This is a genomic window from Corynebacterium sp. MSK204, from assembly GCF_030229885.1.
In the GTDB taxonomy this organism is placed as follows: domain Bacteria; phylum Actinomycetota; class Actinomycetes; order Mycobacteriales; family Mycobacteriaceae; genus Corynebacterium.
Genome location: NZ_JASPGQ010000024.1, coordinates 1 through 13,350 on the forward strand (window position 1 = coordinate 1; position 13,350 = coordinate 13,350).

The window sequence follows — 13,350 nt, forward strand, 5'->3', positions numbered from 1 at the left end:
ACCGCCTTCTTCGCTTTGAGGCAACGCGATCGGAAAAATTTGAGCTAATGCAGCCAGAGCAAGGCGAACTACAGCATAAAAAGAATGAGCAGGTTATTAGAGGTTTCCCGTTCTGGCTACTATAAATGGCACAAGGCTCAAGCAGTACGGCTTCGCGGCGAAAATCAGCGTCAGCGTTTCTTAGACCGATTGGATGTTCTCATCCATGAGATCCGGGAGGAGTCCGACGAAGTCTATGGTGCTCCTCGTATTAATGCAGAACTGGCGGAGAAGGACATCATGGTCAATCCTAAAACCGTGGCCAAGCGCATGCGGATGATGGGGATTGAGGGCATCTCACCCAGGGCGTTTGTTCCCGTAACGACGATTCAATCCAAGCGGAGGTCCACGCTTGCCGACCTGGTGAAACGCCTATTTGATCAAGGGCAGCTTAATCGAGTGTGGATGTCGGATATTACCTATCTACGCACGAGTGAGGGCTGGCTGTACCTATGCGTTATCCGCGATGGACACTCCCGCCGAGTCCTCGGCTGGTCCATGGATAGTGTGCAGGATTCTTACCTGGTTGAACGTGCACTGCGCATGGCTTATACCCTGCGTGGTGACGTACCCGATGGCGTGGTATTCCACGCAGATCGTGGCACTCAGTTCACGAGTGAACAATTGTGGAATGTTTGCCAGCAACTAGGTATTGCTCAATCGGTCGGCCGTACTGGTGTCTGCTTTGACAATGCGATGGCCGAGTCGTTCTGGTCGACATTGAAGACCGAATTTTACGATCGGAAGGAATGGCGAACCCGCAACGAAGCCCGGAAGGCGGTGGCTCGCTGGATTGAGATTGTCTACAACCGGCGCCGTCGCCACTCGTCCATCGGGATGGTAAGCCCCGTCGATTTCGAAGCCCAGCTCGCTGATCAAAATTGTAATAAGAAAACCGCTGCTTAACCCCTAAGCAGCTTAACAACGTGTCCACGATTTGCGGGCAACCCCACTGTCCTTTCGGACGGCGTGAACGAACATAAACATAGCCCGCCCAATCGAGTGGACAGGCTATGAATCTTCGGTTCCCTGAGGTGGAACTGCTAACAACGCAATGGGGGTAATTGATAGGGGTTTAAAAACACACCTATTGACCTAACGTAACGAGGTTCATGTTCTGGGCATTTATATAAAATAGTGCTGGTCACTTGGCGCTTTTGCTCTGCCTCCTGGGAGTAAATCTTGTTCTTCCTTGTGGGAGTGAATATGCCGGGATCCACCTCGACTACCCCCGCAGGTATAAATCACTTGCCAGTTGAAGTGAATCAGATCATAGTAGAGATCGTCTAGTGACCCGATCACATCCCAGGAGGAATCATGTCTGAGGACATCACCCAGGAAGTTGCTACTGCTAAGGGTTCCGGCACCGCCGCTACCGATAAGTTCAAAAACGACATTGTGAAGTCGGATACCTCGAAGGAGCGCGCGAATGAGATCTACACCGATCTGCTCGCCGCCATTGCAGAGGTTGCTCACAAGCACCAGGTCACCTACGACGAGTACCGTGTGTTGAAGAACTGGATAATTCAGGTCGGTGAGTACGGCGAGTGGCCGCTGTGGCTGGACGTTTTCGTTGAGCACGAGATCGAGAAAATCAACTACAACCGCAACGATTACACTGGCACGAAGGGTTCCATTGAGGGCCCATACTACGTGGAAAAGGCGCCGGAGTTGCACACTCCTGCTGTCATGCCGATGCGGGACCAAGACCGTGAGGCTGATTCCCTCATCTTCACCGGCCAGGTCACCGACGTTGATGGCAAGGGCTTGGGCGGTGCAACTATCGAGTTGTGGCATGCGGACAAGGAAGGCTACTACTCCCAGTTCGCTCCGAACCTGCCGGAGTGGAACCTGCGCGCCACGATCATTACTGATGACCAGGGCAATTTCCACATTACGACCTTGGAGCCAGCCCCGTACCAGATCCCGCATGACGGCCCGACTGGCTGGTTCATTGAGTCCTACGGTGGTCACCCGTGGCGTCCGGCTCACCTGCACTTGATGGTCAAGGCCCCCGGCTACCGCACCATCACCACCCAGCTGTACTTCGAGGGCGGCGAGTGGGTAGAAAGCGATGTTGCAACCGCTGTGAAGCCGGAGCTTATGCTTAATCCGCAGCCAAACGCCGACGGCGTGGCTGAGGTGACCTACAACTTCGCCTTGGACAAGGAAGACTAGACGAAAGCCCCGAACCATGACTGATTTCACCATCGCACGCGTCGACACCAGGCTTCTCGACGTCCCCCTCATCCGCCCGCATAAGTTCGCCACTTACACTGCCCACGAACAGCCGATTCTGCTGGTCAGCGTCGTGCTTGAAGGTGGGGTGACTGGTTTCGGCGAAGGAGTTGTTCCTGGTGGACCATGGTGGGGTGGGGAGTCGGCTGAGACCATGAAGGTGCTTATCGACGGTCACCTGGCCCCCATCATGGTGGGGCGTGAGGTGTCCGATCTTGCGGGCATCATGCGTGATTTTGAGAAATCGGTGGCTAATATGCGGTTTGCTAAAGCCGCGTGTGATGTGGCGATGCATGACGCGTGGGCTCGCGCGTTGGGTATCCCGGTGCGTGATTTGTTAGGTGGCCGGGTGCGGGATGAAAATGATGTCACGTGGGCGCTGGGGGTGTTGCCTCTTGCTGACGCTGTTGCTGAGATTGAGGAGCGTGTTGCCTCGCATGGGCACCGTAGTTTCAAGCTGAAGATGGGTTCGGGGGATCCGGCCGTCGATACGCAACGAATCGTTGAGTTAGCTGCCGAGTTGGATGGCGCATACAGTCTGCGTATTGATGTCAACGCTAGGTGGGATCGCTTGACTGCTTTGAAGTATCTGCCGGCGTTGGCGGATGCGGGTGTGGAGTTGTTTGAGCAGCCCACCCCGGCGCATGATCTTGATTCCTTGCGTGAGATCACCCGCCGTATTGGCGTGCCGGTGATGGCTGATGAGTCGGTGTGCTCACCGGCGGACTGTTTGCGGGTGGTTCGTGAGCAGGCGGCTGATGTGATTGCGGTGAAGACCACTAAGTTGGGTGGGTTGTTGGAGTCGAAGAAGACTGCTGCGATTGCGGAAGCTGCGGGGTTGGCGTGTCATGGTGCGACGTCGTTGGAGGGGCCGTTTGGTACGGCTGCTTCGCTGCATTTTGCGTGTTCGACGCAAGCGATTTCGTTTGGTTCGGAGTTGTTTGGGCCGATGTTGTTGAGTGAGTCGTATACCACCACTGACTTGGAGTATGTCGATGGTATGGTGAAACTTCCTTCGGGGCCGGGACTTGGTTTGGACCCTGATTGGGATGCGATTGAGCGTTTCACCCGCGACTAAGTGTCGCGTTGTGCGTTCCCCAGCGGCTAGGTTTCTGGGGAACATTGTTTTGAGTACTGAGAAAACCAACTGTAGAGAAAGAAGGAATCGTGTTGTTCTTAGCCCATATGCGAGTCGAGTTTCCCCCGACGATTGATCCAGAGGTGAAGGCGGACCTGGTTGCTCGTGAGCAGGAGTATTCCGGCGGTTTGCAGCGCGCTGGTGTGATGAAGGGGATTTGGCGGGTGGTGGGCGAGTACGCGAACTACTGTGTCCTCGACGTGGCTGACAACGATGAGTTGCATAACGTGTTGTCTGGCTTTCCGATGTTCGCTTACCTCACCATCAAGGTCACCCCTTTGGCTGTTCACCCTAACGCGGTGACCGATAATTTCTTCGCCCAGCCCGCAGGGGACTGATAAAAGGCAAAGATGAAGGCCCCGTCTGTCATGGACGGGGCCTTGGTGGTTTTGTGACTATGCCAGGAATTTTGCGAGGGCTTGGTTGACTTGGTCGGGGACCTCGATGGTAGGAACGTGAGCGCCGGGGGAGACGACAACTTTTGTCACTGGGCCGGACACCCCGGCGGCGATCTCTTCTAAGGCTGGCGGCGGGGTGGATTGATCTTGGTCTCCTGCGAGAGTGAGCACGGGGACGGTGATGTCGTTTAAGCGGTTTCGAAAGTCCCAGGTTGCGAGGGCATCTGAGCAAGAGGCGTAGCCGGTGCCGCGGGTGGTCAGGATCATTCGTCGATAATCATCGATGGTTGCTGGGTTGGCCGAACGGAACTGCTCGGTGAACCACAGGTTCACGATGTTGTCGACCATGGGGGCCAAACCCTGCGCGCGGGTAAGTTCGGCGCGTGGTAACCATTTGTTGGGTCCGCCGAAGTAGGCGGCGGTGCATAAGAATGCGGCCTTGGTTACGCGGTTAGATGTTGCTGCAAGGTATTGGGCGATTGCCCCGCCTAAGGACAATCCGACGACTGCGAAGTTGTTGACGTTGATGCTGTCGAGGGTTTCTAGCACGTCGGTGGTGAGGTCGTCAAAGGTACTGTTACCGGGAGTGACCTGTGGATCTGCGGATCGGCCGTGCCCGCGGTGGTCTAGCGCGATGACGCGGTGGTTGTGCGAGAGGGTATCGAGCTGGGGCAGCCACATATCTGACGTAGATGCGATCGAGCCCAGAAAAACGACACTCTGTCCCGCGTCCTTAGGACCGTAGTCAACGGAATGGAGGATCAAAATGGGCCTTCTTTCTATGTTTTGGTTTTGGACTGCATCCCCGAAGAGATGTCAGCAGGAAAATCGGGCTGAAGTGTCCTAGAGTTTGTTCCTAGGCGGTTGCCTTAATTTACATTATTCCTTGGGCCGGTTGTCGGCTCCAAAACTCTGATTCAATCTCGGCTGGTGTGCGGTAACCAAGGCACTGGTGGAGCTTGGATTCGTTCCACCAATTCACCCACTCAAACGCCGCGATCTCCATCTCGACAACGTCTGCCCACCTTCGGGTATAAATGAGCTCATTCTTATAGGAACCGTTGATGTTCTCGGCCAAGGCATTGTCATAGGAATCGCCAACGGTCCCAGTGGATTCTGCGATTCCATGCTCGGCAAGACGGTCGTTATGGACGAGGCTCGCATACTACGAACCGTGGTCAGAATTGAACCAGTTCGGCTGTGTGCTGTGCGCACTTGGGTCGTTTGGTTCAGTGCCTGCAGTGGCAACGCCTGAAGTGAGCGGACCTGACCCCTATTTTGTAGATTACCAATCTTGCCAACCCAACCGGGCTGGATATCAGGTGTCTACCAAACAGGGGTCAGGTCCCACCCCAGCCGGCATACACAGCAGGTAGTCTGCGAAATCCCTGCTGATAAGAATCCAACGAATTTTTGGGCCCAAGCGAGTTCACCAGTCAGAACGTGTAATTGCATAGCGGGTTTCGAGGTACTGACGTGAGGTACACGGTTCCAAGCAGCACAGTTGATCTCCACATCTCGACGTTCCAGGGTGGCAGGACGCGGTTCTCCAGATCTTTCTACCGAACGATGGTTCCTAGTGTTTCATTTTTGAAAGAGCGAACTGGATTTGTGGTTGAGTTACAGCGTGCGTGCACCCGCGTAAACGACAGTGACGAATACGAGACGCCTGGTGTCCTCAGTATCGCGTGAGCTCTATGCAGTTCGGCCCCGCCGCCCCCATAAAGATTACGGAGAAGAATTATACGGCTTAAGTGGGTTGATCTTTGGTGGCTAAGGCGAGAAGAAAAGCTGTCGAAGCTACCTGGGCCTAAAATAAATTGTGCGTGGCTAAAGGCAGGCCTGAGGTGAAATGGCGGATTTTTCCGGTAAGTGGATCGGTGAATTCCAAGTCCGTTGCTGTTAAGTGCATGGGCACGGCCATGTCTTCAGCTTCCTCTGGGAGAATGGTGGGATAGACAGGATCACCGAGGATCGGTATGCCCGCCTGCCACATGTGCAGCCGCAATTGATGGGTCTTCCCAGTCTGTGGTTTTAGGGTGTAGACGCCAAGGTCTGGTTGTGGCCCATGAACTTTTTCATAAGGGGCCTTATCAATGGGTTCTACCGATTCTAGGGTGGTGAAAGCATTTGGTTCACCATCTGCTATTCGTCCTTGGATTTCACCGGGCGTTTTAGTTAGGTGGGAGGACCATTGGAGGGGCGTCGGCAAGCGGCGGAATTCCGCGACCGCCTGGTAGGTCTTGTGGACTTTCTTTTCTGCAAAGAGGGACTGGTAGGCGCCGCGGACGTCCTTGTGTTTGGTAAAAAGAAGCAGGCCCGAAGTGAGGCGGTCGAGCCGGTGTGCCGGCACTAACTCGTTGTTTCCGGTGGAACGGCGGAGGCGAACGGTGGCGGTTTCGACGATGTGCCGGGCGCGCGGCATGGTGGCCATGAATGGGGGCTTATCGGCTACCAGAATGTTGTCATCTTCATAGATTATGGGGATGTCATAGGGCACGGGTGTTTCTGGTGCAGGGATGCGGTAGAAAAAGACATCGACATCTTTGCCGAGCACGGTACCTGGCTTTAGGGGAGTTTGATCGCGCAGGACTACCTCGCCCGCGGTGAATCGGTCATGCAGCGCCTGTGCATCATCATTGGGGTGGCGGTGACGCTGGGAGGATATGACTTCGCTGAGGAAATTCCAGGTGCTAAGGCCTGCCTCCGGGGTGCGTACGCGCGTAGGATTGAGCCCATTTTTGATGGGCAAAGGGATGAATCCCTTTTTGCGATCTATTAGTGTGTTTGACATGGATATTAATTCTCTCGCGGACCAGGTGATGGCCTTTTTCAATGATGGAATTGGCGCGGTGATAAGGGACGTATTCCGAACGCTCCTCGAAATTTTCTCTCCGTCCAATTCTGATCCTGCAACTGTCAACCATTAAGCCTAATCCGTACTATAATTAAGGTATAACCACCGAAAGGAAAGATCATGGCCAAGGAAGACATTGTAGTCGTCGCCGTCGACGGCTCTGACGCCTCAAAGAACGCCGTCCGTTGGGCAGCAAATACCGCGATGAAGAGGGAAATCCCCCTGCGCATCGCATCGAGCTACACCATACCGCAGTTCCTGTATGCAGAAGGTATGGTTCCGCCGAAGGACCTCTACGATGACTTGCAGGAAGAGACCCTGGAAAAGATCGAGGAAGCCCGTGCAATCGCTCACGAGGTAGCCCCAGAGCTCAAGATCGGGCACACCATCGCAGAGGGCTCCCCCATCGACATGCTCTTGGAGATGTCTCATGACGTCACCATGGTCGTGATGGGTTCGCGCGGTATGGGCGGCCTGTCTGGCATGGTCATGGGCTCTGTCTCCGCCGCAGTTGTCTCCCACGCCGCTTGCCCGGTAGTTGTGGTTCGTGAAGATAATAATGTCACCGACTCCACCAAATACGGCCCAGTCGTCGTTGGTGTGGACGGTTCCGAGGTTTCTCAGAAGGCCACCTCCTATGCCTTCCGCGAAGCCCAGGCTCGCGGCGCGGCCCTCGTTGCCGTGCACACCTGGATGGATATGCAAATCCAGGCATCCCTCGCCGGCCTTTCTGCAGCTCAATCTGAGTGGGCAGAAATTGAAAAGGAACAGACTGAGGTGCTGGAAGAAAACCTGAAGGAACCGCGCGAAGAGTTCCCCGATGTTGAGGTAAAGAAGCAGATCACCCGTGACCGCCCCGTCCGTGCATTGACGGAGGCCGCCGAAGGCGCGCAGCTTCTCGTCGTTGGCTCCCACGGCCGTGGTGGGTTCAAGGGCATGGTCCTTGGCTCTACCTCCCGCGCATTGTTGCAGTCTGCACCGTGCCCGATGATGGTGGTACGCCCAGACGACGAAGGCTAAATCTTTCGCTAGCCTGACTTCCCGGCGCTCTTCTCCCGGCTTTCGCAGCTAGGGAGTGGAGCGCTTCTGGTGTTTTAGAGCCACTTTGCTATACAAATGTGTCGTATTTGTTATCCCCACTCGAGCCGCGGGGGTTTAAACTGGGGAGTATTCGATACGTTTATATTAGGAGGAAATCATGGGATTAGGTTTGGGTCTATTCACCTCGATCATTGTTGGTATCATCGCTGGTTGGCTGGCAGAGAAGATTATGAAGCGTGACCACGGGCTATTCACCAACCTGGTGGTGGGTGTTGTCGGTGGCCTCATCGGTGGCATCATCATCCAACTCCTGAATATTGAGGCTAGTGGTGGTTGGTTCTTCTCCATCATCGCGGCCACCGCGGGCGCTTGCCTCTTGCTGTGGATTGTGGACAAGGTGAAACAATAGTCCGCATATAATTAGCGTACATACCGGTTTGTCTATAAAGTGTAGATGAACCGGTTTTGTCGTTGTAGAGAGGAATCCATGGCAGAGAAGAAGTCGCGCCGCAATCGACCCAGCCCGCGGAGCCGATTGTTGGAATCTGCAACCAAGCTCTTTAAAACTGAGGGCATTCGCGTCATCGGTATTGACCGCATCTTGCGCGAAGCGGATGTGGCCAAGGCATCCCTATATTCCTTGTTTGGCTCCAAGGATGCCTTGGTTATTGCCTACGTAGAGTCCTTGGATGAGCAGTTCCGCCAGGACTGGGAGCAGCGGACGGCTGCCATGCAGGATCCGGACCAAAAGATCTTGGCCTTTTTTGACAAGTTCATTGAGGAAGAGCCGGAAGAAGGATTCCGCGGTTCGCACTTCTTGAATGCAGCGGGTGAGTATCCGCGGCCTGAAACGGATTCGGAGCGCGGCATCGTCGCGGCCTGCATGCAGCATCGAAATTGGGTGCACTCCACCTTGACGGCGCTGTTGACGGAGCGCAACGGCTATCCCTCGGCCTCCCAAGCAAGCCAGCTCTTGATTTTCCTCGATGGAGGTCTTGCCGGATCCCGCCTAACTAAAGAAGCAGGGCCGCTCTATACCGCCCGCGAGCTGGCTACTCAGATGCTTTCGGCTCCTCCTGCTGATTACTCGATTTAAGGTGCTTGTGCGCCTCCATGCGCAGCCGGTTGACCCGCTTTTTCTCTTCCTTGGAAAGAGCGGGTTGTTTTTCTTTATTGCGCCAATTTTGAAGGCTCTCGCGACGCATCGCATTCACTTCATCTGTAAGCGGGTAGAACTCGCGCAGCATGATTTCGAAGATGATGGTCTGAATGAGGGTGATCCAATAGGCACAGCCCCAATAAATAATGATTGCGACGGGAATGGGGCCATTATGGGCCAGGTGCCAGAGGAAGAAGGGCACGATGATGAGCAAAATGCCCATGAAGATGAATACGCGGCGGTTCAGTTTTAGATCGAATTGCGTGGTGCGGAAGCTGCGGATCAGGGCGATGATGGAATTCGCCATGGTAAAGACGATGGCCGCAATGAGCACGGGATTAAGCAGATCGCCGTGTTCGCGGGCGAAATCAGTGATCGGGGCGCCGTAGAAAGTGGTTTTACGGAAGGCCGCGACGTCGTCAGCATTGAGCATGCCGACGGTCTTTGAGTCCTGATCGATTTTCGACATCCGAAGGATCACTTGGTACAAACCAATGAAAACCGGAATCATGATGAGCGGAGGGATGCAACCAGCAGCAGGTTTGTAGTTATAGCTCTTCATGAGGTCTTGCTGCTTTTTGATGAGCGCAGCCATTTCCTCTTTGGTACTGGCGTGGTTCATCTCCTTGGAGATATGGTTATTCTCCGGCCGCATGAGAACGCCGATGCGTGCGGAGCGCACCGACATCCAGTTGAGAGGGATGACGATGCCTCTCACGGTGAGCACCAAAAGGAAAATGGAGACAAGCCAGGCAGCGGATTCATCAACGAAGCCGCTGATAAGCCAATGCCAGAATTTCATGATTCCGGAAACCGGGTACATGAAGAACTCGAACATGCTGTACCTTTCGGTGAGGAAGTATGGTTTAGAACATGACAAAAGTTCTCGGCGAACTCATGCTAACCATTGGTTTGGTTTTAGTTCTATTTGCATTCTATGAAGCATATTGGACGAATGTGGAATCAGGGCGCTTACAAGATGAAGCTAATACGAAATTAGAAAAGCAGTGGCGCAACCCGCGGGAGAAGAAAGACCCAGATTTGGGAGAGGCCTTCGCACAGATGTCCATCCCTGCCTTTGGCTCTGATTATCACTTTGCCATCATCCAAGGTACGGATGAAGATGATCTATTGCGCGGCCCTGGCCACTATGAGGACACGCAAATGCCAGGTGAATTAGGGAATTTTGCGGTAGCTGGGCACCGCGTGGGCAAGGGTGCCCCATTCAATGATTTGGGTTCATTGCACACCTGCGATGACATCATCATCGAAACCCACACGGAAAAGATTACCTACAAGGTGCTGCCCATCGATGGCGAGCATGCGGATTGCTTCGATGAAGTACCAGAAGAATATAGCCATGTTGCCGGCAGGCATATCACCACGCCTGGCGATGTCTCAGTGATCGACCCCGTGCCGGGAACTGAAGCGGATCCCACGCAGGGAATGCTGACTCTGACTACCTGTCACCCACAATTTTCCAACGCCGAGCGCATGATCGTGCACGCGATGGAAGTTGGAAAGGAAGCTAAGTAATGTATCGCGCTTTGTGGAATCTATTGCCAGGGCCGAAGCCAGTGAAGGCGCTACTCGCCATCGCCATTGTGGTGGGAGTGTTCTTCCTCCTCATGGAGGTCGTATTCCCCTGGGTGTCGCCGATGATGCCCTATAACGACGTCGCGGTTTAAAGCCCTAAATTGGCAATGGCTTCCTGGGCAATCTGCTCGGACTTGAAGGTCTGTTGCTGATTGCTCCACACCAGCACCGCGTGGGTGTCCTTTTGCACAGCATAGACGGCCTGCTCATTGATGATGCCCCGTCCGCCTTCCCAGCCTGCAAAGGAGGCGGGCTCGGTGGCATCGATTGGCGCTGCCCAATCCACCGCGGCGCGGGCGTCTTCTACGGTGGGCATTTCGCGCACGATGACGGTAGCTTGCGGGTGGTCCTGATAGGACCAGAAGACGCACGCGGGGGTGGGAAAGCGCGTGTCGATGCCCTGCTTGGTAAGGCGCTCACCATTGGTATTTTCTAACCAGCCGGGGGCGATATAAGGACAATCGCTCCATTCGTTGACCTCTGCGGTCTGTTCCACGTTGATGGCGGCGCTTTCCGATGCCACCTCGTCTCCCGGTTCGGCTTGGTCTGCTTGCTCGGTCTGGCATCCCGCGATCCCTATTCCGGTCAGTGTGAGAAGGACAAGTAGGCTTTTGCGCATGAGCTCCACACTAGATCGGGATACCGATGCGCTGCGCACCGGTATCCACTTCTTAACGGCGGTCCTGTTGGTGGTGGGTATTTTTACCTCGGTGAAAATGCCGCTATCCCAGTCCCTTATCAACCTATTGCTATTGGTGGGGTTCGCGGCCGTCTACTTTGCGGGATCGATCTATGCGGAGCAGTGGCCGCGGCCCATGCACTACCTGTGGATAAGCATCCTCACGGTGTTATGGGGCGCGGATCTATTCGTGGCTCCCGCCGCCATCTACCTGGTATTCGTCATGTACTTTTTGTACCTGACCGTGCTGGATATGACTGCAGGTATCTTGTGTGTGATTGGCGCTACCGTGCTCACCATCGTGGTGCAGATACCGGGAGGCCTGACCTTTGGCGGGGTGATGGGCCCGGCGGTCTCGGCGCTGGTCACCGTGGCGATTACGTATGCGTTTCGCACGCTATCGCGCATGAACCGGGAGCTAGTAGAAACTCGTACGCAGTTGGCGGCCACGGAACGAGACGCGGGCATGGTGGCCGAGCGCCAGCGCATCGCCCACGAGATTCATGACACCTTGGCCCAGGGGCTGTCATCGATTCAGATGCTCCTGCACTCCGCCGACCGGGATCTGGAAAAAGAAGACATTGCTGCCGCACGCAGGCGCATTGAGCTTGCGCGGCGGGCCGCGGCGGATAACCTGCATGAGGCGCGTGCCATGATTGCGGCGCTCCAGCCGCCCACACTGACGGAGACCTCCCTCGAGGCGGCGCTGACGCGCATGGCGGAAAACTTCGCCGCTACGGCGGGGTTCCAGGTGGAGGTCGACAGTGAGGGTGCGGAGCAGCAGCTGCCGATGAAGGTGGAGGCGGCGTTATTGCGGATTGCACAGGGGGCGGTGGGGAACATCGTCAAGCATGCCCATGCCAGCCGCGCCCGGATCACCGTCACCTATGAAACCGACGAGGTGCGCGTGGATGTGGTGGATAATGGGCAGGGTTTTGAACCCGCGACGGTGGAAAGCACGCCGGCGGGCCTGGGGCATATTGGCCTATCTGCTATGCGGCGCCGCGCGCAGGAGCTGGGCGGCGATGTGGTTATAGAATCTGCGCCGGGGGAGGGAACGGCTGTGTCAGTTAGTATGCCCTTTGATAAGGCGGTAGATTAAACTTTTGGTTGAGAAAAACATCGATAGGAGGGATGTCGTGATTCGGGTCCTTTTGGCAGATGACCACGAGATCGTGCGGCTGGGGCTGCGTTCGGTGCTCGAAGGCGCAGAAGACATCGACGTCGTGGGCGAGGTCGCGACGGCGGAGGCGGCGGTGTCCGCGGCGCAAGCAGGCGGTATCGATGTCATCCTCATGGACCTGCGCTTCGGGGCGGGCCTGGAAGGAACGCGCGTGATGGGTGGCGTCGAAGCTACCGCGCAGATTCGCTCCTCCATGAGCACGCCGCCCAAGGTGCTGGTCATCACCAATTACGACACCGATGCGGATATCCTCGGCGCCATCGAGGCAGGCGCGGTGGGCTACCTCCTAAAAGATGCCCCGCCGCAGGAGCTTTTGGATGCCGTCCATTCTACCGCGGAGGGGGACTCGGCACTTTCGCCCATCGTGGCCGATCGCCTCATGACCCGGGTCCGCACGCCCCGCACCTCGCTGACCCCGCGCGAGCTAGAGGTGCTGCAACTGGTGGCGGCGGGGGCCTCGAACCGACAGATTGGCCAGGACCTCATGCTTTCTGAGGCCACGGTGAAATCCCATCTGGTGCACATTTATGACAAATTGGGCGTGCGCTCGCGCACCTCCGCGGTGGCGGCCGCCAGGGAACAGGGCGTGCTCTAATCTAGTGGGCCGCGTTGTAAGCGTCGATGATGTTCTGGGGGATCTTGCCGCGGCGCGCTACGTCATGGCCCTGCTTTTGCGCCCATTCGCGGACCTTGCGCGGATCGGCCTGTGGGGATTCCGCATCGGGGGCGGCATGTGCGGCCTCGACAAAGGGGGCGATTGCCTCGTGGAAGCGGCGGGCATTATCGCGGGATAGATCCATGATGTAGCTGTGCCCATTGACGCTGAAGCGGACTACTTCTAATTCATCCTCACCAATGAGTTTATTATCAAGGTCATCATAAAATTGCGTGATTTCGCGGCGTGCCATAATACCTCCCTGGTTTATTGCGTAGATATGTTTACCTATGACGCGGGCTTGTTTTAGGGACCGGTAAGGCGGTACCAGGTACCGGGGTGGCGGTAGCCGCCCGGTAGCCGGTTT

Annotated in this window: 16 protein-coding genes and 1 pseudogene; 11 read left to right on the plus strand and 6 right to left on the minus strand. The window is 55.8% G+C overall.

What is annotated here, in order from left to right:
• From QP908_RS11180 to QP908_RS11195, 4 genes and pseudogenes are all read left to right on the plus strand, one after another.
• Nucleotides 1–945: pseudogene (locus tag QP908_RS11180) on the plus strand (IS3 family transposase); the annotation flags it as partial.
• Between the two features lie 411 nt (nt 946–1,356).
• Nucleotides 1,357–2,217: a catechol 1,2-dioxygenase gene (gene catA, locus QP908_RS11185; protein ID WP_284772295.1), complete on the plus strand. Its 861-nt coding sequence runs from the start codon at nt 1,357–1,359 to the stop codon at nt 2,215–2,217.
• 16 nt (nt 2,218–2,233) lie between these two features.
• Complete coding sequence (locus QP908_RS11190; protein WP_284772296.1) at nt 2,234–3,355, plus strand: muconate/chloromuconate family cycloisomerase; 1,122 nt, start codon at nt 2,234–2,236, stop codon at nt 3,353–3,355.
• 89 nt (nt 3,356–3,444) lie between these two features.
• On the plus strand, nt 3,445–3,753 hold the full coding sequence (locus QP908_RS11195) for a muconolactone Delta-isomerase (protein ID WP_284772297.1): 309 nt from the start codon (nt 3,445–3,447) through the stop codon (nt 3,751–3,753).
• Nucleotides 3,754–3,810: 57 nt separating this feature from the next.
• On the opposite strand, the gene QP908_RS11200 is transcribed toward QP908_RS11195, so the two are convergent.
• From QP908_RS11200 to QP908_RS11210, 3 genes are all read right to left on the minus strand, one after another.
• A complete protein-coding gene (locus QP908_RS11200; RefSeq protein ID WP_284772306.1) occupies nt 3,811–4,581 on the minus strand; it encodes an alpha/beta fold hydrolase in 771 nt (256 codons plus the stop codon).
• A gap of 106 nt (nt 4,582–4,687) precedes the next feature.
• Nucleotides 4,688–4,936 (minus strand): integrase core domain-containing protein, encoded by a 249-nt coding sequence (locus QP908_RS11205; RefSeq protein ID WP_284772307.1) that lies wholly within the window; start codon nt 4,934–4,936, stop codon nt 4,688–4,690.
• A 687-nt stretch (nt 4,937–5,623) separates the two neighbouring features.
• A complete protein-coding gene (locus QP908_RS11210; RefSeq protein ID WP_284772308.1) occupies nt 5,624–6,670 on the minus strand; it encodes a pseudouridine synthase in 1,047 nt (348 codons plus the stop codon).
• 120 nt (nt 6,671–6,790) lie between these two features.
• On the opposite strand from QP908_RS11210, the gene QP908_RS11215 reads away from it, so the two are divergent.
• From QP908_RS11215 to QP908_RS11225, 3 genes are all read left to right on the plus strand, one after another.
• On the plus strand, nt 6,791–7,690 hold the full coding sequence (locus QP908_RS11215; RefSeq protein WP_284772298.1) for a universal stress protein: 900 nt from the start codon (nt 6,791–6,793) through the stop codon (nt 7,688–7,690).
• Nucleotides 7,691–7,868: 178 nt separating this feature from the next.
• A complete protein-coding gene (locus QP908_RS11220; RefSeq protein WP_284772299.1) occupies nt 7,869–8,120 on the plus strand; it encodes a GlsB/YeaQ/YmgE family stress response membrane protein in 252 nt (83 codons plus the stop codon).
• 78 nt (nt 8,121–8,198) lie between these two features.
• Entirely contained in the window at nt 8,199–8,807 is a 609-nt protein-coding gene (locus QP908_RS11225; protein ID WP_284772300.1) for a TetR/AcrR family transcriptional regulator, read from the plus strand.
• On the opposite strand, the gene yidC is transcribed toward QP908_RS11225, so the two are convergent.
• Nucleotides 8,764–9,708, minus strand: coding sequence for a membrane protein insertase YidC (yidC, locus tag QP908_RS11230; RefSeq protein WP_284772301.1), 945 nt, complete (start codon nt 9,706–9,708; stop codon nt 8,764–8,766). The two genes, QP908_RS11225 and yidC, sit on opposite strands and share 44 nt — an antisense overlap.
• 35 nt (nt 9,709–9,743) lie before the next feature.
• Between yidC and QP908_RS11235 the strand changes: the two genes are divergently transcribed.
• Nucleotides 9,744–10,406, plus strand: a complete 663-nt coding sequence (locus QP908_RS11235; protein WP_284772302.1) for a class E sortase — start codon at nt 9,744–9,746, stop codon at nt 10,404–10,406.
• Nucleotides 10,406–10,558, plus strand: coding sequence for a hypothetical protein (locus tag QP908_RS11240; RefSeq protein ID WP_239269333.1), 153 nt, complete (start codon nt 10,406–10,408; stop codon nt 10,556–10,558). The genes QP908_RS11235 and QP908_RS11240 overlap by 1 nt, the downstream gene beginning before the upstream one ends.
• On the opposite strand, the gene QP908_RS11245 is transcribed toward QP908_RS11240, so the two are convergent.
• Nucleotides 10,555–11,085 carry a DUF2020 domain-containing protein gene (locus QP908_RS11245; protein ID WP_284772303.1) on the minus strand — a complete coding sequence of 177 codons (531 nt, stop codon included), beginning with the start codon at nt 11,083–11,085 and terminating at the stop codon, nt 10,555–10,557. The genes QP908_RS11240 and QP908_RS11245 overlap by 4 nt on opposite strands.
• Between QP908_RS11245 and QP908_RS11250 the strand changes: the two genes are divergently transcribed.
• Together QP908_RS11250 and QP908_RS11255 are read left to right on the plus strand one after the other, a co-directional pair.
• Complete coding sequence (locus QP908_RS11250) at nt 11,084–12,247, plus strand: sensor histidine kinase (RefSeq protein WP_284772304.1); 1,164 nt, start codon at nt 11,084–11,086, stop codon at nt 12,245–12,247. The two genes, QP908_RS11245 and QP908_RS11250, sit on opposite strands and share 2 nt — an antisense overlap.
• Nucleotides 12,248–12,284: 37 nt before the next feature.
• The gene (locus QP908_RS11255) at nt 12,285–12,923 is read left to right on the plus strand and encodes a response regulator (protein ID WP_023029700.1); all 639 of its coding nucleotides are present in this window, start codon (nt 12,285–12,287) and stop codon (nt 12,921–12,923) included.
• 1 nt (nt 12,924) lies between these two features.
• Here QP908_RS11255 and QP908_RS11260 read toward each other — a convergent pair whose 3' ends face one another.
• On the minus strand, nt 12,925–13,236 hold the full coding sequence (locus QP908_RS11260; RefSeq protein ID WP_284772305.1) for a histone-like nucleoid-structuring protein Lsr2: 312 nt from the start codon (nt 13,234–13,236) through the stop codon (nt 12,925–12,927).
• Nucleotides 13,237–13,350: the final 114 nt, after the last annotated feature.